Source organism: Litoribrevibacter euphylliae, assembly GCF_042646085.1.
GTDB classification, from domain to species: domain Bacteria; phylum Pseudomonadota; class Gammaproteobacteria; order Pseudomonadales; family Litoribrevibacteraceae; genus Litoribrevibacter; species Litoribrevibacter euphylliae.
Window position 1 is genome coordinate 301252 of the sequence record NZ_JBHRSZ010000002.1, and the last position, 22030, is coordinate 323281.

At 43.7% G+C, this 22030-nt stretch carries 21 protein-coding genes; 6 read left to right on the forward strand and 15 right to left on the reverse strand.

Features of this window, described 5'->3' with window-relative positions; all coding sequences use genetic code 11:
- The first annotated feature begins 2 nt into the window (after positions 1-2).
- Complete coding sequence (locus ACFOEK_RS03090) at positions 3-899, forward strand: sulfotransferase domain-containing protein (protein ID WP_386716000.1); 897 nt, start codon at positions 3-5, stop codon at positions 897-899.
- Positions 900-909: 10 nt separating this feature from the next.
- On the forward strand, positions 910-1995 hold the full coding sequence (locus ACFOEK_RS03095; RefSeq protein ID WP_386716003.1) for a sulfotransferase domain-containing protein: 1086 nt from the start codon (positions 910-912) through the stop codon (positions 1993-1995).
- Between the two features lie 99 nt (positions 1996-2094).
- On the opposite strand, the gene cysQ is transcribed toward ACFOEK_RS03095, so the two are convergent.
- The 15 genes from cysQ to ACFOEK_RS03170 all read right to left on the reverse strand — a co-directional run bounded on the left by cysQ (position 2095) and on the right by ACFOEK_RS03170 (position 19009).
- Positions 2095-2886 (reverse strand): 3'(2'),5'-bisphosphate nucleotidase CysQ, encoded by a 792-nt coding sequence (gene cysQ / locus ACFOEK_RS03100; protein WP_386716006.1) that lies wholly within the window; start codon positions 2884-2886, stop codon positions 2095-2097.
- A 123-nt stretch (positions 2887-3009) separates the two neighbouring features.
- Positions 3010-4248, reverse strand: coding sequence for a flagellar hook-associated protein FlgL (gene flgL, locus ACFOEK_RS03105; RefSeq protein ID WP_386716009.1), 1239 nt, complete (start codon positions 4246-4248; stop codon positions 3010-3012).
- A 14-nt stretch (positions 4249-4262) separates the two neighbouring features.
- Complete coding sequence (gene flgK / locus ACFOEK_RS03110) at positions 4263-6923, reverse strand: flagellar hook-associated protein FlgK (protein ID WP_386716012.1); 2661 nt, start codon at positions 6921-6923, stop codon at positions 4263-4265.
- Between the two features lie 438 nt (positions 6924-7361).
- Entirely contained in the window at positions 7362-8060 is a 699-nt protein-coding gene (locus tag ACFOEK_RS03115) for a hypothetical protein (RefSeq protein ID WP_386716015.1), read from the reverse strand.
- A 70-nt stretch (positions 8061-8130) separates the two neighbouring features.
- On the reverse strand, positions 8131-9291 hold the full coding sequence (gene flgJ / locus ACFOEK_RS03120; protein ID WP_386716018.1) for a flagellar assembly peptidoglycan hydrolase FlgJ: 1161 nt from the start codon (positions 9289-9291) through the stop codon (positions 8131-8133).
- A 10-nt stretch (positions 9292-9301) separates the two neighbouring features.
- On the reverse strand, positions 9302-10381 hold the full coding sequence (locus tag ACFOEK_RS03125; protein ID WP_386718524.1) for a flagellar basal body P-ring protein FlgI: 1080 nt from the start codon (positions 10379-10381) through the stop codon (positions 9302-9304).
- A 78-nt stretch (positions 10382-10459) separates the two neighbouring features.
- Positions 10460-11167, reverse strand: a complete 708-nt coding sequence (flgH, locus tag ACFOEK_RS03130; RefSeq protein WP_386716021.1) for a flagellar basal body L-ring protein FlgH — start codon at positions 11165-11167, stop codon at positions 10460-10462.
- A gap of 93 nt (positions 11168-11260) precedes the next feature.
- Positions 11261-12046 carry a flagellar basal-body rod protein FlgG gene (gene flgG / locus ACFOEK_RS03135; protein WP_386716024.1) on the reverse strand — a complete coding sequence of 262 codons (786 nt, stop codon included), beginning with the start codon at positions 12044-12046 and terminating at the stop codon, positions 11261-11263.
- 112 nt (positions 12047-12158) lie between these two features.
- The gene (flgF, locus tag ACFOEK_RS03140; RefSeq protein ID WP_386716027.1) at positions 12159-12905 is read right to left on the reverse strand and encodes a flagellar basal-body rod protein FlgF; all 747 of its coding nucleotides are present in this window, start codon (positions 12903-12905) and stop codon (positions 12159-12161) included.
- Positions 12906-13081: 176 nt separating this feature from the next.
- A complete protein-coding gene (locus ACFOEK_RS03145; RefSeq protein ID WP_386716030.1) occupies positions 13082-15082 on the reverse strand; it encodes a flagellar hook protein FlgE in 2001 nt (666 codons plus the stop codon).
- Positions 15083-15242: 160 nt separating this feature from the next.
- Positions 15243-15917 (reverse strand): flagellar hook assembly protein FlgD, encoded by a 675-nt coding sequence (locus tag ACFOEK_RS03150; RefSeq protein ID WP_386716033.1) that lies wholly within the window; start codon positions 15915-15917, stop codon positions 15243-15245.
- Positions 15918-16010: 93 nt separating this feature from the next.
- Positions 16011-16451 (reverse strand): flagellar basal body rod protein FlgC, encoded by a 441-nt coding sequence (flgC, locus tag ACFOEK_RS03155; RefSeq protein ID WP_386716036.1) that lies wholly within the window; start codon positions 16449-16451, stop codon positions 16011-16013.
- Between the two features lie 10 nt (positions 16452-16461).
- Positions 16462-16857 (reverse strand): flagellar basal body rod protein FlgB, encoded by a 396-nt coding sequence (gene flgB, locus ACFOEK_RS03160; RefSeq protein WP_386716039.1) that lies wholly within the window; start codon positions 16855-16857, stop codon positions 16462-16464.
- Between the two features lie 323 nt (positions 16858-17180).
- Positions 17181-18020 carry a CheR family methyltransferase gene (locus ACFOEK_RS03165; RefSeq protein WP_386716043.1) on the reverse strand — a complete coding sequence of 280 codons (840 nt, stop codon included), beginning with the start codon at positions 18018-18020 and terminating at the stop codon, positions 17181-17183.
- Between the two features lie 35 nt (positions 18021-18055).
- The gene (locus tag ACFOEK_RS03170) at positions 18056-19009 is read right to left on the reverse strand and encodes a chemotaxis protein CheV (RefSeq protein ID WP_386716046.1); all 954 of its coding nucleotides are present in this window, start codon (positions 19007-19009) and stop codon (positions 18056-18058) included.
- A 373-nt stretch (positions 19010-19382) separates the two neighbouring features.
- On the opposite strand from ACFOEK_RS03170, the gene flgA reads away from it, so the two are divergent.
- The 4 genes from flgA (at position 19383) to ACFOEK_RS03190 (ending at position 21983) form a co-directional block, all read left to right on the forward strand.
- Positions 19383-20087: a flagellar basal body P-ring formation chaperone FlgA gene (gene flgA, locus ACFOEK_RS03175; protein ID WP_386716049.1), complete on the forward strand. Its 705-nt coding sequence runs from the start codon at positions 19383-19385 to the stop codon at positions 20085-20087.
- Between the two features lie 144 nt (positions 20088-20231).
- Positions 20232-20531, forward strand: coding sequence for a flagellar biosynthesis anti-sigma factor FlgM (flgM, locus tag ACFOEK_RS03180; protein ID WP_386716052.1), 300 nt, complete (start codon positions 20232-20234; stop codon positions 20529-20531).
- A gap of 81 nt (positions 20532-20612) precedes the next feature.
- Positions 20613-21098, forward strand: a complete 486-nt coding sequence (locus tag ACFOEK_RS03185; protein ID WP_386716055.1) for a flagella synthesis protein FlgN — start codon at positions 20613-20615, stop codon at positions 21096-21098.
- 174 nt (positions 21099-21272) lie between these two features.
- Positions 21273-21983 (forward strand): flagellar brake protein, encoded by a 711-nt coding sequence (locus ACFOEK_RS03190; protein WP_386716058.1) that lies wholly within the window; start codon positions 21273-21275, stop codon positions 21981-21983.
- Positions 21984-22030 lie beyond the last annotated feature (47 nt).

Here is a 22030-nt window from a genome sequence, read left to right on the forward strand (position 1 = left end):
AAATGCAGAGCGAGCTACTAGACATAATCAAAAGAGACTTTATTGCAAGCCAAGAAATAGAGTACGGATTAAATGACCTCGAAAGCATATGTCTTGTCGTTGGGCCGTATAGAAATCTTACTACTTTACTTTCAGCAATTGTTTCTCTACATCCAAATATTCAGGTACTCAATCATGCCTTTGAACGAGTATTAACCATCAAGAACATTAATTTTTTTGATGAGTTCCAGATTGAAAAACTAGATAGCTTTATCAAATATGTAATATACATTTCTGCTTCGGGAACCAGAGGAAGCTTTGGAGGATCAATACTACACTCTCATGCATTCGCGAATTATCCCGGTATGCAAGCGGCTTATACAAACAGATATGGAAAACAAACAGTAAAGAAAAACATTAAAAGTATTTTTTGGAAAGAATCACTTACTGTAACCCGTTACCTACAAAATCTACCCGAAAAGAGTCTAGACTCTCTATTAGAGAATAATAAAAAAATCAAACTACTACTTCCAATTAGAAATCCTATTGATTGTGGAATTTCTAATTTAAAAACAGGCAGTATGGCTAAAGAGTTAACAGGAAAGAAATTACCAGAGCTTAGAGATGCCTTCACTGCCATCATCAAAATTTTTGAATGGTTCCAAGATATAAAGAGAGATCATCCAGAGCAGACCATAATTATTACTCAAAGAGACTTAGAAAATAAGAGTATTAGCTCTATAAGTAGTTTCTTAGGAGTTAAAGAAACTTCTGAATGGACCGAAGACATAATTAATTCTACATCTATAAAACCATCTTATGTAATAGACAATGAAATCACTAATCTATTTACAGAAATAATAAACAAATCCAATCTATCAGTAAGTTTAAAAAATTTAGTTATGAACCAAATTAATTAATAGGTATAACATGTCATATATTAAAAGCATTGAAATAGACATCAGCGAAGCCATTAATCATTATTTTGGATCAAGGTTTTCTGAATGTTCTCAGGTAGTTTCAAAAATATTCAACAAAGACCCTAACTTACTAATTCCTAATTATCTTTATTCACTACTTCTTTACCGTTCAGGCAATAAAATTGAAGCACTAGACTTAATGAGAAAAATAGATCGAGCATTTCCCGCATTGAAAAAATTCAATTACCGGCATAGTGTTCTTGAACAACAAAAAGACGATGATTGGCAAACCGTGCAGTCTAAACGACTAAAAGAGTTCTGGACATTTCAATTCATTCAGAATTTCATAATTTCCTATCCCAAATGTGGCCGAACCTGGTTACGCCTACTTCTAGGGAAATACCTCCTAAATGGATCAGAAGGCGACCCTATTGAAATTCTTAACATAACCAATGGCCGCCCAGAACTTCCAACAACTGAATTTTCTCATGATGATTATCCCATGTGGAAACACATAGATTTCATTAATAAGGACAAGTCTATTTACCAGAACAAAAAAGTTATTTTTCTCATTCGTGACCCAAGAGATGTACTAGTCTCATATTATTTTCAATATACAAAGCGAAAAGACAGAGAAATTGCAAACGATAACTTTGATGGAACAATGGGAGATTTTTTACACCACCCTATTGGCGGCTTACCTAGCATTATTAATTTTTATAATATCTGGGCAGAAAACCTGACAACCCCTGAGTCACTTATGATACTTACCTATGAAGAGCTTCATAACACCCCATTTGAATCCCTTAAGGAAACAATTAATTTCTTAGGGTTTCCAGATTATGGGGAGAAAACAATGCTTGATGCAATAGAATATTGCCAGTTTGAAAACATGAAGGAAATTGAAGAAAAAAACTTATTAAACAACCAGAGGCTTAGAGCAGATAATTTAAGTGACCCAGAGACATTCAAAGTAAGAAAAGGAAAAATAGGTGGATATAAAGATTATTTATCCAACTCAGAAATAATTAATTTAGAAGATTACATTAATAGCAACCTCCACCCCTTCTATAAACAATTTAAATATATTAAATAAAATACATACAGCACTTATTATCTGAATTCAGGTACAGTGGATAGTTTGGCTACATAAATAAAGGTGGCTAAAAAGTCACCTTTATTTAACCTAAGCAACCTATAGTGCAGGAATCTTTATCTTAGCACTATGCACGAAGAACCATGGATTCAAAATATTTTCTTTGTTGTATTGTAATGACCTACCCTCTTTATCATTAACCACACCACCAGCGGCGACAACTACAGCATGTGCAGCTGCAGTATCCCATTCAGATGTCGGTCCTAATCTTGGGTACAGATCTGCCACTCCCTCTGCAACCATACACAACTTTAACGAACTTCCCTTAGAAATAAACTCATACTCTGCAAAATTTTTAAGGTACTCATCCATCTGTTCACCACGGTGAGAACGGCTACCAACTAATACCCAGGAATCTTTTTCAAGCGACCTAACAGAGATCTCGTTAACTCGTCCATTAACTTCTTTAGTAGCTCCTAATCCCACAGCACCAGCATAAATAGTTTCTAATGCAGGTCCGTAAACCACTCCTAATATCGGTTTACCTTGCTGAATCAGAGCTATATTTACGGTAAACTCATCGTTCTTTTTAATAAACTCCTTGGTACCGTCAAGCGGATCAACCAACCAAAACATTTCCCATTGCTTACGATTATCGTATTCAATACCATTTGACTCTTCAGATAACACAGGAATTTCAGGAAATTCCTTTTCTAATGCCTCGACAATAATTTTATGCGCAGCTAGGTCTGCCTCAGTGAGAGGACTATTATCTGACTTTTCATATATTGAAAAGTCCTTTTGATAAATCTCCATGATCGCATTACCTGCCTTTACAGCTATACGCTCAACCTTACGAAGCATATCTTTAGTTACATACTTATCAATCATTCATTCCATTACTAACAAGTTACAAAAATAAAAAAGGCGGTTCATAACCGCCTTTTACATAACGAAGAAGCTGCTAACTATAAAGTGAAACCCAATTTCTATGCGATAAACATTTTACCTAACTTATAACTGATTAAACAACGACAAGCCTGAGACTCTCGTAAACGTAGATTGAGTAGCTTCCAAAACAAACGTTTGGAAACTAAGGTTCGATACTGCTGCTGCGTAATCCAGATCACGAATGCCTGAAAGCACCGTCTGGTTTACCAAGTTAATCTCTTCTTGAGTATCCCGGGACGTATCGACAATATTTAAGCGCCCACCTACATCACTCTGTGTTTCAATCACAGACTCTAAAGCGTTGTCCAGATTAATCAGCGTATCTGCTAGCAGGGTTTCCAGTTGCGCTTTATCACTTGGAGTATCTGCAAGCGTATTCAGACCATCGGTTAAATTTTTTAAGGTCTTAAATACATCCTGCTTATTAGTCGATTCAACGGTATAAACGTCCCCTGGGTTAGGATTACCAGAAATTGTAAACGAGGCACCGTTGAAGGTGACTTCAGCCCCTTGCACATGGGCAAAATCGGTCACAATGGGCTTACCAGTGCTTTTCTCAGTGATCGTATAGTTTGGTCCATTCGGGACGATATTCGTCTCAGGATTAAATGTGATCACCATATCTTCAGGATAAAAAGCATCATAGGCCGTCTGATCAGTTACTCGACCACTGGTAATATAAGCATCCTGATCCGCATTAAGAGGATTTGCCGTTGTAAACACCGTATTATTGGCACTCTCAATCTCAAAGAAAATTCGCTTACCATTATCATTACGAGCAACGTTCGTGGATTCATCCGCCTTAATGAAACGCTGTCCTTCATCGCCTTGATAAACATAAGTGCCATCCTGTACTTCTACAAAAGGCACCGTATCACCTTGGAAGCCGGAAAAAATATATTCACCACTGGCATCCTTGGTATTTGCCAAGGCGACTAACTCTTCCAAACGTTGTTCCAACTCAATGGCAATAGATTGCCTATCTTCAAGACCATAAGAACCGTTACCTGCTGCGACAGTAAGCTCTCGAACCTTCTGAATATTATCAACGATGTTATTCAACGCAGATTCTTCAGCCTGAAGCGCAGCCTCCAGAGTGGTAAGGTTCTTGGTGTACTGCTCTCTTAGAGCAATACCCTGAGTCAGCTGAGAAATTCGGCTGGCCGCCAGAGGATCATCCGCCGCCGTTAATACTTCTTTACCGGAAGAAATTTTCGCCTGCGTATCCAATACCTGGCTATTCAGATCAATCATCTCTCCGACTGAACCAAGAAATGCTTGTTGAGTAGATACCCTAACCATTATTCAATCTCCTATTATCTGAAGGCCGCTATTAGCGCATCAAAAATTTCCTGAGCGACTTGGATGACTTGTGCCGAGGCATTGTATTGAAGTTCGTATTTAATGAGGTTGGCAGCCTCTTCATCCAGGTTCACACCAGAAATAGACTCTCTCAAAGATACAGACAGATTCATCACGCTCTCCGCCGCATCTTTATTGATAGATAACGACTGGGTATCCGCACCAATTTCAGATGCCAAGCCTGCATAGGCTTCACCGAAGGTTAAGCCTTTACCATCGGTTGCAATGCTTTTCGCCTGTTGAAGATCGATCAAACCAATGCCATTACGGTTATCCGATACAGAGTCGGTATTAAAATCCACGGTAAAGGTATCATCATTACTAGGCGCACCGTTGATATTGACTTGATAGCCCATGAACGCAGCCTGAGCCACAGGGAACGCGGCAAACAAACCACCGGCGTTATCCGAGTTCATTTGCAAACCGTCTGCTAATTGAACATCAACGGTACCACCAATAGTCGCAGAATTGCCTGGTCCTACCACCGTCAAGGTATTAGCAGAGGAATCGGTAACATCAACACTATCACCTGCTGTACCGTTAACGGTTACAGTCAGATCAACACCGATATATGACTCGATTCGCACTTGTGAACCGTCGGAATAAGCTCTTATGTTTTGCAGATTTAGATTTGCATCCGCATTAATCTGTGCTGCTACAGTGTCTGCGTTCACAGTATCGGGAGGAGAAATCACTAGCGTCTCACCATTGATCACAATCTCAAGTGGCGCGCCAGCCGCATCATCTACAAAATTACTCAAGAACATGGTCGAACGAGCAGTAGCTTCAACACCATCTTGCTGATTTAAAATGTTCACCATATCCTGCGCTGTCGCATTTGCAGGAATAGCAACGGTAGGACGAACTGTAACAGCGCCAGTGTCGGGATCGGTAAAGGTGAAGGTTAAATTTTCAGCCCCGTAGCCATTGGTCGTACCCGCAACCACCTGGCCAATATTTGCCCCCGTAGTCTCGATAATTGTCACACCCGGATCATCAGGAAAAATAGGATTATTCACACCGGGGATATAAACCTGATCTTCAATGGGTGGAACCAAGCTTACAGGATTAGCTGGGTTCGAATTATCCAGAATGTCATACGTGGTTTCGCTGGTAAATTTGATAATCACTGGAGGCGCAAGGGCCCCAGCCGTCGCAAAGGTAGATAATAACGTAGTGTCATTCGGATACTGCTCATATAGATCCAAAATAGAACCTTCATCAATTTGAGCCGTACCAATGTTACCAATATTCGAGCCTGTACGAATTGGAGAGGCCAATGCCAATTCATCGCCACGAGTAATCTCACGATCAATTTCAGAAGCGGCGAGACGAGTTGGACGAATTAAAAAATCATCTCCCGCTTGGAAACTGCCACTTTCCAAATTTACACTAATGCCTTCAAATTCAATGCTGGTAGGCACACCATTAGGGAGCACCCCCTGAGTCACAACGGAATCATCGGAAACTCGACGCACCTGATAGTTATTATTACCCGGCCCTGTGAATTCAAAGATATAGTCATCAGCCGTCATCACTGACGAATCCAGAATCGTTACATTACCAACTCGGTCATTCGGCGTAGCATTATTAGAAGAGCTAATGAAACGACTCCTGGCTGCATCCATGTCATTCACATCAGTAAAGATAAAGCCGCCAACCTGACCGGACAGATCAATACCCTGGCGGTGCTGATCATTCATTTGATCGGCTATGGCAATGGCAACCCGACCTAGCTCATTCAAAGACTTGCTCAGAGTTTCATTTTGAAAATCCAACAGACCGCTCAGAATGCCACCAGAAATTTGACTATCAACTCCTAACGTATTGCCATTCACATTCACTGAAATGGACTTCTGTGTGCGATCAAACTCATTATCCGTCACTTCAAGCTCGTAAGGGATAGTACCAACGACTAGATTTTGACCGCCTGAGAGAAAGACATTAACAGCGCCTGAGCTTTCTTCCACGACACGAACACTCATGAACTCAGAAAGCTGTCTTACCGCCTGATCGCGCTGATCCAACAGGTCATTAGCCGCAGCGGAACTACCGCCTTCAAACTCCAGAATCTGTTTATTTAGCGCTGCAATAGAACCTACCAACGCATTAACTTCAGTCACTGAATTCTCAATTTGATCCTGAGTAATTAATTGCTGCTCTTCCAGACGCGCAGACAACTGATTAAAGCGAATCACAACATCTTCAATGTCATTCAACACTGTTGAACGAACACTTGAAGAAGACGGGTCATCAGCCAACGTCTGGAAGGCGTCAAACATGTCAGAAAGCTCATTTAAGATCGAGGTTTCCGACTGAGAAATTAACTTATCAACCTGTTGAATGGACTCTAAGTGCGTATCGTATTCGTAGAAACTGGAGGTATCACGTAGAATTTGATCATTGATAAATTGATTATAAATACGAGCGATTTCATCAATTTTCACCCCCTGACCAATGATATTACTGCCTTCCACTCGGGGGGTATTTGCCGACTGTTCTACACGTTGCCGGGTGTACCCTGGCGTATTGGCATTTGTAATGTTATGGCCGGTGGTATCAAGCGCAGCCTGACTGGCGTGGATTCCTGTTAAACCTAAATTGATTAGTCCCATAAGATCACCCGGTAATTGTTTGCCGCTTTTTTAACCAAATTTGCGGAAAAATTCGTTATTACCGGGTATTACTCAATTTGTGTGCCAAAACGAAAAAAGCCCGTATTGAAACTCAATACGGGCCTTAGGGAATCTCTGAACAAGTCCGCTCTAGCTCAGCGGGCGCTGGAAAAGTGTTAGAACAAGGCGAGCTTCGTAGAGAATGTCTAGACCTTTTCAAGAAGTTCAACGCAGTTATAACATTTTTAAAGCCCCGCCCTTCGGGGCCTTAAGAGAAATATCTCTTTTTTGTTGCGGCTTTTAGACGTAACCCGTTATGCCTTCAAAACCGCGCCTCAAATAGATATTTCTCTTATAGGCCTGAGCAGAGAGAGACTTGTTTAGAGGTTCCCTAGGGAACCTCTGATGCTTAAGCAAAAAAGATATGCGTTTTGTCGATTAACCCACTTTCTTTTGGACGTCGCCACGCTGGGAACAGTGCAGCATATCATCACGATAAGCGAACCAATCATCGGCGTAATCGCAATTTTGGTACTCTTCGAAATACGGACCACCCACGGTATAGTGAATCAGTTTCGCATCGTCACGGTATTTATCGTAACCAACCAAATGATTCCAATCGTTAGTGATTTCACCAATTTGATCATCCGAATCTAACCACTTGAATTGATGAAGTTCCAAGCCAGAAGCGGTATTCACATACTCAGGCGTTAGTGCCTTACACTTCTTACAGTTGAACATCATCACACTGGACCAGTTTTTCTTTTCGTATTTGGTCTGTACCGCACCTAAAAATTTAACGGTTTCTTCTGGTTGATGATTGTGTTTTACAACTTGTACGGCATAACGATCATCACGCTGATCCCAAAGCTCTTTAATGTCTGCTTTGACCAACATGTCACAATCCATAAAGATCGCCCAACCGTCATAATCACAAAGGTAAGGCACCAAGAAACGAGAGAAGGAGAATTCCGTAGATTGCAGTGCGTTACGATCACGGTTAAATACACCTTCAAGCTGACTCAGTCGCACAGGAATAATGGCCACAGGAACAGACGCGTTATTTTGGATACTGTGAGACAGCACATTAAAAGAGACTGCTTCAGCGTGATCGTAACCAACAAAGACCTTAATCATGATATTTCCCCGTTCCCGGTAAATTTACCTGTGGTAAGTCGTTAAAACTTAACCTTAATGAATGATTAATTTAGATATCGGCACGACCCGACAAATCCTTTAGTAAATTTCCGTTCATTATTCGAACAATTTTTGAAGCGTAGTTTGGATCGGTCGCATAACCCGCATTTTGAAGCTCAGAAAGATAACTTTGCGCATCTTCCGCTTGCTTCAAGGCCGTTTGATAATGATCCCTACTTTGTAAGAAGCTAGTGTAATCCAGCATGCTTTCCACATAAGAGCCATAAGATCTGAACTCAGCATTTTCTTTTCGAGCGATGCCATCCACATACTCAGTAGTTTCAGTACTGACCTTATCTCCCTGCCAGCTTCTGTCTGCTTTAATACCAAACAAGTTGAATGAGCTTTCACCGTCAGCCGCTTGCGGCACCTTCTTGCCCCACCCCGTTTCTAAGGCAGCTTGCGCCAATAACGCTTTAGGATCCGCGTTTAATTTACGTGCGGCAACTTGTGCAACAGGCCATAAGGTTGATACAAAATCTTCTGGTGATTCAAACGCATCACGTTTGTTGCGAGCCTGTTCTACACCCGCTTTTAACGCCTTTTCATCTTCCGCATACATTTGGATATTCTGACGATCCATATACTGCTTCACAGCGTTCGCTACACGTTGCGCCTGTGGAGAATCAGGTGCGCCATACCAAGCCTCCTGATTCTTGAATGGCAACCCGGTCACTGAGTCCAATTTAATGCCCGGAAGCTGCTGAGCCTGATCGCTGCCCGAAAGACCGCCGGAAAGGGCGGCGTCCGTGCCTAAGGCGTCCATAATCTGGCCATCCAGGCCAGCTTCCATGCCAAACTTGCTTCCACTATTCGACGAACGATTAAGGTTCGAAAGTTCAGGAATTTGCTGACTTAACTGACGAACCAACGCATCGGCAATACCAATGCCGCGGCCTTCAGATAAGTGCATCGACAATTGCTGATCGTACATATCCCGGTACATTTTCATTTCCGAGCTGTTCAGCGGATTGTCTTCTTCAAACGTCGCATTGGCATCTCGCATAGACTTCAGCATCATGCCAACGAACATACTTTCAAATTGCTTGGCCACATTTTTAATAGCCGCCAACTTACCCTCATCAGACTCTCGGGATTTCGCCTTCAGGTTTTGAAGGCTGTTCAGATCGTGATAATTACCGAGGCTTGAGGTATCAAATGTCGATTTCATAATAGCCTCCTTACAGCACGATCAAGTCGGCTTTTAATGCACCGGCTGTTTTCATTGCTTCGAGAATAGCGATCAGATCCGAAGGTGAAGCGCCTACCTGATTCACCGCTGAAACAATCTCTTGCAGAGACGTCGCACCATCAAACTGAAACATAGGGCTGATTGCTTCCTGCGCGTTTAACTCAGTACGAGGCGTCACTACAGTCTCACCCTGCCCTAAGGCATTCGGCTGATTCACATCGAAGTTCTCATTAATGCTCACAGTTAAACTGCCATGAGTAATCGCTACCGGGTCCACTTTCACATGCTGACCAACAACAATGGTGCCTGTACGGCTATTAATCACGACTTTCGCTCTGTCTTCACCCGGGTCGACTTCCAAATTCTCAAGCATCGACATAAAGGATACACGTTGAGAAGGGTCGCGTGGCGCGGTCACGCGGATCGACGTACTGTCCATCGCCGAAGCCATGCCCTTGCCCAATAACTGATTGATGCGATCAACAACACGTTTCGCGGTTGTGAAATCCGAGCTGGTCAGGTTGAACACCAAAGAATCGCCTTGATTAAATGAGGTAGGAACCGCACGCTCTACAATGGCACCGCTCGGAATACGACCAACGCTTGGCACGTTTACCGTCAAACTTGAACCGTCATTACCTTCCACACCGAAGCCACCAACAACCAGACTGCCTTGACCTACGGCATAGACCTGCCCATCCGCGCCTTTTAACGGCGTCATCAACAGCGTACCACCGCGTAAACTACCGGCATTCCCGATGGAAGACACGGTAATATCAAGGTTCTGCCCTGGTTTAGCAAACGCAGGAAGATCCGCATGAACCGCTACAGCCGCAACATTCTTAAGTTTCGGGTTTGTGCCCGGCGGAATGGTAATACCGAACTGGCTCATCATGTTTCGGAAGGTCTGATCCGTAAATGGTGCTTTATCACCAGTTCCATCCAAACCCACAACCAAACCATAACCAACCAATTGGTTAGAACGTACACCGGCAACCGAGGCAATATCCTTCAATCGCTCTGCCGCTGCCCATTGCGAAACAAGCAGTTGAGGTACAACCACCAGCATCACAAGCGCGATTTTATTCAATAATTTTGCCGCATTCAGGGACTTAATTACTCCAGCCACGTACATAATCAAGCTCCCTTAAAACGGCCAATATTCGCTACTAAAGAATCGCGCCAACCAGCCTTGGCGGTTAGCATCGGCCAAGTCACCGGTACCACTGTAGGTGATACGAGCGTCGGCAATACGATTCGACATAATGGTGTTGTCATCCGAAATGTCATCCGGACGAACCAAGCCTTTGATACGAATGTATTCATCTCCTTGGTTGAAGGTCATCCACTTCTCACCACGAACTTCCAACACACCGTTTGGCATCACATTCGATACGGTTACAGTAATTTGCCCGGTCAAGCTATTGCTTTGATCACTGTCGCCCTCTCCGGCAAACTCTCGACTCTGAGATAAGCTAGTCAAAAGGCCAATATTCTTCAGTAACGGAATGGTGCTAGAAATTTCGTTGCTCATATCCTTGCCAAGAAGCACACTCGGATCAAAGTCGATGTCCTGTTCCTTGGTAAGATCGGTAGATGCCGATTTTTTAGCGTTCGTCTGTTCCTGAAGTACAACGGTGATGATGTCACCTATACGGTGAGCACGACGGTCATTGAACAACCCCAAATTGTATCGTGATTGATACAAAGAGCCGTCCTGACGCTCTGGCGGTACTAATGCCGTTGGTTGAATGGGCGCATATAAAGGGTCGTCTGGTTTGATGACTTCTTTGGTACACCCAGACAACACTAAAACACTGATCAAAGATAGCGTTGTTAAAATCTTGGTTTTCATTATCCGTCTCCCGAATAGTCTTGCTTCGAGCTTACCCTCAATTGATTCTTAAGCGACGTTGGTGTTACAAGCCGCTTAATTATTGGAATTCAACTAAAGTGTCTGGCTAATAAATCCAAGCATTTCATCCGCGGTTGAAATTACTTTGGAGTTCATTTCGTAGGCACGCTGAGTCGTGATCATATTCACTAACTCTTCCACTGTGTCTACGTTTGAGTTTTCAAGTGAGCCTTGCAAGATGCTGCCCAGACCATCAAGTCCTGGTTCACCCTCAATTGGGTCACCGCTGGAGTTGGTTTGAACAAACAAGTTATCACCAATGGCTTGCAGACCCGCCGGATTCACAAAACTAACCAGGGTAATATTGCCCACTTCCGTAGCTTCGGTTTCACCGCCTTGAGTAATACTTACGGTGCCATCACGACCAATTGAAATCGACGTCGTATCTTGTGGAACAACGATGTTTGGTTCAAGTTGGAAGCCCAATGGATTCACCACATTGCCATCGGCATCTTTGTGGAACTGGCCATTACGGGTATAGCCAATGTTGCCGTCCGGCAGCGTGATCTGGAAGAAGCCTCGACCATTAATGGCCATATCCAAAGGCTGATCAGTAATCTGTAGATTACCTTGTGTATGTTCTTTCTGTGTTCCAACCACTCTGACACCCGTACCCAGCTGTAAACCTGAAGGCAACTGAGAATCTTGAGCCGATTGTGCGCCAGGTTGCTTTTGTACCTGATACATCAAATCGTGGAATACTGCGCGATCGCGCTTAAAGCCAACGGTTGCAACGTTAGCCAAGTTATTCGAAATGGTTGTTAGCTGAGTATCTTGAGCACTCAAACCGGTTTTACTTACCCATAATGCGCCGTGCATAGTTCTAACCTCCAGCACTTCATTAGTGGTTTATGTAAGAGACGTTTCCTTGCCTGTTGTTGGCAGTGCCTTGCCTCTAAAGCGCCACTAATAAGTCAAAAACTAAGTGTTACTATTGAATTTGCAATAAGCTTGCCACCTTCTCAGCGTTCTCTTCAGTGGTCTTCATCATTTTGACTTGAAGCTCATACTGACGCTGATGTGACATCATTTCTGTCATTGCATTAATGGTGTTAACGTTACTGGACTCTAGGAAGCCAGACGTTACTTGCACGGTTGGGTCTTGTTCAAATACCACCCCAGGCTGATCTTTAACACGGAACAAACCATCCGTGCCTTTATCCAACGTTTCGATTTCCGGATTCACCAACTTCAAGCGACCAAGCTCTACAACATCTGCAGCTTGCCCTTCAGCAGGAATCAGAGAAATAGTGCCATCGTTGGCTACATTAATTTGACTTGCTGGTGGAATAAAGATAGGACCATCTTCACCCATTACAGATAAACCTTGCGGGGTTAAAAGCTGCCCATTCACATCCTGCACGAAATTACCGGCACGAGTTAGCGCCTCATTGCCTTCAGGATCTTGAACAACAAAGAATCCACGATCAGGAATCGCAATATCCAGATCACGCCCGGTTTCCATCATGGCGCCTGGCTTGAAGTTACTCGCAGGTCGCTCCGTCATCGCATAAGCACGAGTCGGATGATAATCACCCCAAACTGGCTGACTGCGTGCTTGCGCAAAGTCTTCTCTAAAACCCGTGGTATTAGCATTCGCTAGATTGTTCGCATGAGAGCGCTGAGCAAACATATTCTGCTTCGCGCCTGACATCGAGATATAAAGTGCTTTATCCATAATGGTCTCCAGCCATATAGCTTTACCATTCACACCCCATCTCGATAAAAGATGTCGTTCAGTCCCGCTACAGGTCGCCGCACTATTCCCTGTGCGACTTGCGGCTGGAGGTTGGTCTTCCTCCCTGAACTGGTACTTAGAAGAGGGAAGATTCCCTCTTCATCCATCACTTACCTTTAGATATTCAAGATGGTCTGTGAAATGGTATTTTCAGTTTCGATTGTCTTGGCATTTGCCTGATAATTACGTTGTGCAATGATCAGGCCAACCAACTCATCCGACAGGTCCACATTAGAGTTTTCAAGGGCTGCAGACTGAATTTGACCTAAAGCAGCCGTCCCCGGAAGGTTAATCACTGCCTCCCCTGCGGCAGCTGATCCCCGCCACATGGTATCGCCGATCGGAACCAAGCCTTGCTCGTTCGTGAAGTTAGCCATGGCGATATAAGCGAAAGTACGGGTCTCACCGTTGGTATAACGCCCAACGACCTGACCATCCGTACCTACATCCAAACCAACCAAGGTACCGGTTGAGAAACCATCTTGCGCTAAGCCATTAATCGCAAACTGGGAAGCATGTTGCGTAGACCCAGTAATATCGATTACAAAGTTAGAACTGGTCGGAGGAACAGTGGGTTCGACACCACTTGCCGGACCATCTGAACCATTAGGATTACCGTCAGCATCACGTGGTTGCCAATCATCCACCAGCAAAGGCGTAGAAGGGTTGGTTGATTGAATCTCACCCGAGGTATCAAACACAATTTGCTGAGAAAGCGGTAAATTCATACTGTTGGTTAATGACTCAGGCTGTGTGGAGTCATAGGCAGGATTCTGATCACCAATATGATAACCATCAATTAACGCATACATTGTCCAAGTATTTTCATTAGAGGCCGTCAGAGTTGGCGGCTCTTTCACAAAATACTGGGTCATAATATGCGGGTTACCCAAGGAATCATAAATCGTCACAGACGTCGTATGATTATAACTTTCCGAATCTGTTGGGCTGAATGGACGAATAACAGAAGAATCATCCGTTGGCGTAGCTCCAAACACCACATCGTTAGGCGCAGTAGCAGAATCGTTATTAACCAGATACAAACCGGCATCCAAGGTAATATCAACATAACCACCTGTAGTGACCGTGGTACCAGCACCTGCAGCCACCGTTCCCTGGTTTACGCCATTCGCAATACCAGAGACGTTAAAGGCTCCCGCAGTACTGTCCAATTGAACGTCAAAACCAAGGTCATTTACCACAGTCAAAGTGTTTGTGGCCGCATCAAAACTGGCAGAAAAGTTAGACAAACTTGAAATCTCTGCCGCAATTGCAGAGCCCGTGTTTGCGCCTGTTGCTGTTGAAGCCAACAAGTTTCCATTCAACACCACACCAGTGGCGGCAAGAATACCGGCATCAATTTGCACCGTCGTAGTTGCTGATGCGGTTGCACCCTCTACATTAGAAATCGCAGTTGCGATGGCATTGGCAGAATCATTCGCAGTCCAACTCACATCGGATATCACTTGGTTCGGAGTGAAAGCCGCATTTACAATTTGAACCGTACTTGCAGTAGTAGTTGCAGAGTAACCATTTGTTGCACCCACCTGAGGAACACTAACACCCGTACCATCAGACGTCGCCGGAAGCCCGCCTGTTACATACTCTTGTCTGGAGTCTAAATTAAACTCAGTTTCCACATCTGTCGTACGGTTCGGCGCCATATCCGCATCGTCTACCTGGATATCACCCAACGGCCTAGCAGGGTTAGGTTGCGGCTGAAGCTGCAGCTCATCTGGAACACCAAAGCCCTGAACACGCTCACCCGTGTTAGTCACAATGTAGCCTTCACGGTCCAAACCAAACATACCTGAACGTGTATAGAATTGCTCACCTAGCGTATTCTGAACAACGAAAAAGCCTTCTCCGTTGATCGCCAAGTCTAAGTTATTCTCGGTGAATGTGATTTCACCCTGATTAAACTGCTGAGAGATTTGGTTAATATTCACCCCTTGACCAGAGGCACCACTGCTACTGACATTTGCCGCATACAGATCACCAAACTCCACCCGAGACTGCTTAAAGCCAACGGTACCCGCATTCGCAATATTATGACCCGTGACATCCAGGTCCGTTTGGGCACCTTTCAAGCCCGTTAAGCCAACTCCAAAAGACATAGCGTTATCCTCTCTAGCTCCACTTATCGGAGATACCGACAAGCCATAAAATTGTTTCTATCGATCAAAAACTTGTTCTTCAGCTGGTGAACAGCGTCATTCCATTCTTTGAAAAACCAATCTCTTTGAACAAACAGTATTCTTTCAATACCATTTAAACTTATTCAGCAATCTCTCTTACTTCAGAAAGCGGTATCTGACCAATACCCGCCACATTCAGCATGGTACTGCCATCACCCAAGGTCACACTGTTCACACGTGCCGAACCATACACCACAAAACTTTCGGCTTTTTCATCCACAACGCCTGTAGCAGTGAACTTATATTTGCCAGGCGGCAAAGCATTTCCTTCCGCATCTTTACCGTCCCAAAGTACATTGTTTTCACCCGGTAAAGCCTCTGTCATCGGAATTTGGGCAACCAACGCACCATCATCACTGGTAATGTTGAACATAACATTAGAGGCCCCCTCTTCAACTTCAACCATCGCTGGAATACTGCCCTCTCCAGACCAGTACACTTCGTTATTTGGTACAACTACTTGACGCCCTACCAAGGCCGACGCTTGCAATGCTTGGCTAGACTTATAGTCGCTTAACAGTGAGTCCACGCTGTTATTCAGGTTATCAATGCCTTCTACCGAACTAAACTGCGCCAGCTCTGCAATAAAGTCACCGTTATCCTGCGGATCTAATGGGTTTTGGTTATTTAACTGAGCGACCAAAAGCTCAAGGAAGGCATCCTGACCCAGCTCGTTTTCAGGCGTTGAAGTATTTTCTTGAGTTCTGTACGAGGACAGCGCATCTGCTTGGGTTGTAGAACTAATACCAGTCATTTTAATTCACCTTTTTTGTTACTCGGAGCCCATGAACAACACGTCATACACTGTCTTTCAAAATCTGTGCTGCACGGTTCCAGGCGGTTTAACTTACTGACCCAACGTCAGAACTTGTTGCATCATTGTTTTAGCCGTATTCATGATGTCGACATTCGTTTGATAGGAGCGAGATGCAGAAATCATATTGGCCATTTCTTCCACGACATTCACATTCGGGTAGTACACATACCCCTGTTCATCTGCCATTGGATGGTCCGGGTTGTAACGTGCATCTAAAGGCGCATCACTTTCAACAACACCGAGCACCTGTACTCCGTTACCAATGTCTTCATTCACCGAAACATCGTTATGCTTATATCCCATTTCATCTTTATGCAGCTGAGAAAACACCACGTGGCGAGCGCGATAAGTGTCATCGATGCTACTACTTACAGCTTCCGCATTGGCAATGTTACTGGCAGTAGTGTTAAGTCGCAGCGACTGAGCCATCATGCCGGTGCCGGCAATATCAAATACATTTCCGAGAGACATAAACTACTCCTTATTCGCCTTTAATCGCGCCAGTAAGGCCTTTGAATTTGCTGTTTAAGAAATTGAAGGTCGCCTGATAGCGCATCGCATTTTGCATGTACTCAGTATGTTCAACCTGCGTTTCTACCGTATTACCATCAATAGCGGGTTGATGAGGGTTTCTGAACTTCAAGCCTTCATCTGGGCTCAGCAAACCATCAATATGCTGGTCGTCTGTTTTATCGAGCTTTACAGAAGACATCTTGTCTGCCTCCTGATTCAATATGGCGCGAAAATCGATATCTCTGGCCTTATATCCCGGGGTATCTGCGTTGGCCAAGTTGTTCGCGATGATCTCTGCACGATCTACACGAACTCCCAATGCCGATGGATGAATGCCTAATGCGTTATCGAATGTGATTGCCATGCTGCCGCCCTCAAACTGCAAATCTTAAACTTTCCAATTAACAAACAATTTGCGTGCCAAAATAAAAAACACAATAAATTCAATGATTTAAATTAATTCAGAGAAATTTAACACGGCAAAAGAGGCAAAGCGGCAAGATGTGGCTGCTTAGTGCGAGTTGCGAGTTGCGAGTTGCGAGTTGCGAGTTGCGAGTTGCGAGTTGCGAGTTGCGAGTTGCGAGTTGCGAGTTGCGAGTTGCGAGTTGCGAGTTGCGAGTTGCGAGTTGCGAGTTGCGAGGCAAGTTAGCTGCACAGAAGATCTGTGCAACTACATATTATCTGTTATTACTTCTTAGCTCGGTAGATCAGCCCCGGTCGGCATTGGATCATTTCGTAAATATCATTCAACCCAGTCAGAGACTCGGTCGCACCAATCACCAAATAGCCGTTAGGATTAAGCTGCTTAGAGAGTCTTGTGAGAATGTCTTGTTTCTGTTCCGCCGAAAAGTAAATCAATACATTACGACAAAAGATGATATCGAACTTACCTAAACTGGCGTAAGACCCCAGTAAATTCTGGGAACGAAATTCAACTCGGGATTTAATATCCCTATTCACAGACCAGGAACCGTCCGGGTTTTCAGAGAAATAACGCTTTTGAAGATCAGCATCCAACCCGCGAGCCAAGGCCAGCTTTTCATAGCTTGCGCGTTTGGCCTGATCAAGAATTTCAGAAGATAAGTCTGTTGCAAGAATTTGTGCCTGATTAACCCGTTTTCCAGGGTTACTCCGGTTATATTCTTCCACCATCATACTCATGGAATAGGGTTCTTGCCCTGAAGAACACGCCGAGGACCAAATACGAATCGAGCTTTTCTTCTGAGATACCAGTTCCGGAAAAATAATTTCCTTAAGAATACGGTATGGATGCTTATCACGAAACCATAACGTTTCATTGGTCGTCATCGCATCAATGACACGCTCCTTTAAACGACCATTAAATTTCACTTTAGAAAGTAGGTCTTTTAAATCATGAAGATCAGACTCTTGCATGATTTTCCTTAAACGACTGGCTACCAAATACTGCTTGTTGTCGCCTAAAACAATGCCGGACTCATTTTCTAAAAACTGCCTGAACTGATCAAAGTCGTTCTTTTCAAAACGTATTGAGCCAGATATTGACATCCATTACCTCGAGAAGACAGAAAGAAAGAGAGAGATTACTCCCCCCCTTTGTACACAGGATCGTAAACGCCTTTAAGAACATTTACGGCTTTAGAGGCCAGATTGTCTGGACTGAATTTCGCCATAAAGTCATCCGCCCCCACTTTTTCAACCATCGCGTGATTGAAGACACCGCTCAATGAAGTATGCAGCATAATATGCAGCTCACTCATTTGAGGATCTCCCTTCACGGCTGACGTCAAAGTGTAGCCATCCATTTCAGGCATTTCGATGTCCGAAATCATCATGATGTATTTATCGGCAGGATTAACCCCCTGCTCTACTAACGACTTGAGATGATTCAGCGCCTCTGCACCGTTCTTAAATAAAGTAGTCTCAAGCCCGACAGATTCCATACACTTTTGAACCTGCTTACGAGCTACCGACGAATCATCAACAATTAAGATGTGGCCAAGATCGTCCTCTTCTTCCTGAGGAATTTCTCCCAGAATCTCTTCACTGATGGTTTCACCAGAAGGCACAACCTCAGCAATGACTTTCTCAACATCAATGATTTCAACTAATTGACCTTCGATCTCTGTAACCGCAGTTAGATAACTCTCTTTACCCGTACCGGATGGTGGCGGATGAATCGATTCCCAATTGGTGTTCACGATGCGCTCAACCGAACTGACTAAGAAGCCTTGCACGGTTCGGTTGTATTCAGAAATGATTACAAAACTATTTTCAATATTAGGTAATGGAGCAGACCCCGTTGCCATACTCAAATCGAGAATCGGAATGGTTCCTCCCCGTATATGAGCGACCCCTCTTACCACTGGGTTCAGCTTAGGCATCATTGTTAACTTAGGGCACTGTAAAACTTCCTTTACCTTAAATACATTGATGCCATACATCTGGGAAGACCCCAATTTAAATAGCAGCAATTCCAGTCGGTTTTGCCCGACCATCTGCGTTCTGGAATTCACTGCATCTAATACACCGGCCATGAATTAAATTCTCCCAATAAGAATCGTACGGCTTATATCAACATTTAAGCATACTTTAAAACATTGATACTAAACCAATAAAGTCCTTTCTCTCTATCGGCAGTACGTTTTGATTCTTGAAACCAAACGTAATCGAAAAAGCTAAATCAAAAATAAACCCACTCGTCTACTACATCATCAAAATTAGCATGACACCGTTCTGACAGTGGCATAAGCCTTGCTTCTTTAACTTAAACGCAATTAAAACGGCAAATTTATGTCACTTGAGGGACTTATGCTACAAAGCTTACTTGTAATAAAGTCTAGCCGATTCTCGAAAAAGGCAAAGCAAATTAGCAGCTCATTAATGTGTATGCTCTGTCTTTGCTTGTCTATGCCTGTCATTGCGGCAAATAACGACAATATTACAGAGAGCCCTACCGCCACTAAATTGCTATCTCAGAGCATTAAAGATGTGCCAAAACTGATTGAAAACTTCATTCAGGAACAATTGCTGCTCACTGGCGCGGATATAACTAATATTGAAATATCCAGTTATTCAATCAGCTCAAGTTTACGCTTACCCAGCTGCCGTGAGCCATTGACACTGTCCAGAGAAGGTTCAAAAAACAACTTTTATGGCCGAAACACTGTCAAAGTGAGTTGTGCCAATCCGAATTGGGGCTTCTACAGTGGAGCAAGCGTCAAAATTTATGGTGAAGTTTTAGTGGCAGCCACACCTATTTCCAGAGGTGAAATCATTACCGACGATCATCTCCAGACGACACGCATCGATCGCTCCAAGATCAATGGCAACAGCGTGGTAGATGCCTCATCGCTTATTGGTTTAGCTGCAAAGCGTCCTATTCGACAAGGAAAAATCCTGACATCCAGCCAGTTTGAGTTACCAAAGCTGATTGAACGTGGCGATGGTGTCGTCATTCAGGCCGTTGGAAAAGGGATGACTGTGAGTACGGCAGGCGAAGCCCTGAGCCATGGTCGTCTGGGGGAAAATATTCGGGTGAGAAACATCAAGTCAGACCGGGAAATCATAGCCAAAGTGAAAGATAAAGACACGGTTGTGGTCATGTTATACTGATAGGTACTTGCACCAGGCAACTTCTGAACAAGCACTTAGAAGACGGCTACAGAAAAAAACAATGTAAACACTAAAGCTAATGAATAAACTGCCGATATAACCGAGTGTAAGTCATTATATTTCGCGGAAAGGCTGGAGAACACTATGGAAATCAACAACCTTAATATTAATAGCAGTACTCATAAGGCAAAGCAAACCGATGGCGCTGCCTCAGGTAAAAGCAAGGTTTCTACCGAACAAAGTAATGCTGCAAGTGGTGAAACTGTTTTCATCAGTTCAGAAAGTAAAGCACTGAAAGATCTGGAAGCGTCGATTAAAGCTGAACCAGATTTTGATGTAGAAAAAGTAGAGCGCATTAAAGCAGCTATCTCTGAAGGCAACTTTGCCATTGATGATGAAGCTTTAGCGAATAACATCATTGAGTTTGATGATCTTCTTGGCTAAGACAGAACTGGCGTTTTATTGACGATGGTTCTTCTTAACTATTGAGATCATAGGCTCAATCCAGCTATGAAGGATAGTTCAATGTCGGAGAATATTGAAAAAGCTCGTGAAATCATACTTCACGGAATTGATGATGACCTGATTACTTTATCTGAAATGAGAACCTTACTCACAGATGAAAAGACGGCATTAGAGAGTCGTGACATTGACGCCATCAAGCAAATCAGTGAAAAGAAGTCAGAGCTGTCTGATGTGCTTACTATGAGAGCCAATAAAAGAACAGAAGTACTGTCTCAGTTTGGTCTATCCAATGACGAATCTGGAATCTATCAGCTATTCGAGGGGGCTCCGCGAAACCGCCTTGATCAAGCTTGGCCTGAACTAAAAATTGAACTTAAGTCTTGCCAGGATGCTAACGAGATCAATAGTAAAATAGCCTCTAGAATTCGTCATTCAATGCAACAAATTCTTAAGATTATCCAAGGAAAATCTGAGAAGCCGAATTTATACAACCCATTAGGCAGCACAGCTGCTGTTATTACAGGGAACTTAATCGGTGAAGCTTAGGCAAGCAGCCTAGCTTGTCAAATACATTGATCACATTGCCTTTGGTCGATATTTACTTCGACTGAGATTAAAAATAATGTGATCAAGGCATTTGACCTTTCACCAAGAGCTTATTAATTTATCTATTCTTATCAGATGATTAAATTAGCTTACGCAGTAATTGGGTAGTACTGAATGACCTACAGAATTCTTAAAACACCTGAAGAGCTTTATTCGGTGCTTCGCACCATCCAGGATAATCGCTACCCAACGACCCTCTCTTTTCATGCCCACGATCAGGATTACCTGACGCAAGTGATAAAAGCGGACATAAAGAACCGCTGTTTTTTTATTGATGAACTGCGTCCACCCAGTGGTCATAAATTAGCGGCAGCCAAAGAAAGCTTTGATATAGTCACCAAACTCAATGGTGTTGAGATCATCATTAAAGGCTCAGGTATTGTCGGCGCAGGAACGTCAGAGGACGGCACTTTCTACAAACTGACCTTTCCGGAAGAAATTCTTTATTTGCAAAGACGCCATGCGTTCCGTATGGACATCCCGGAAGACAGCGAAATCTTTGCCGAATTGAGAGGCGAAGAGCATCAGTCCACCAGTCACGCTCAAGTTTTGGATGTATCTGCCACAGGCTGCCGAGTTAAGCTAAAGCAAATGCCTGAACCCCCTTTTGAGAAAGGCGACATCATTCCTGTGTTTATGATGCGAATCTCCCGGAATGTGCAGGTAGAGGGACAAGCCGAACTAAGGTTCGTCAGCCACAATGAAGAAGACGATTGTTATTATCTTGGTATTGAGCTGACGGAACTCTTTGGCTTAGGCCACCGCACCATGGAACGTTTTGTGAACGAGTTGCAAAGGGAAGAACGTAAACAACGCTTCGAGTAGTGACTCTCCCCGTTATAGAGCAATACCCGTTCAGATCAGCCTGTTCA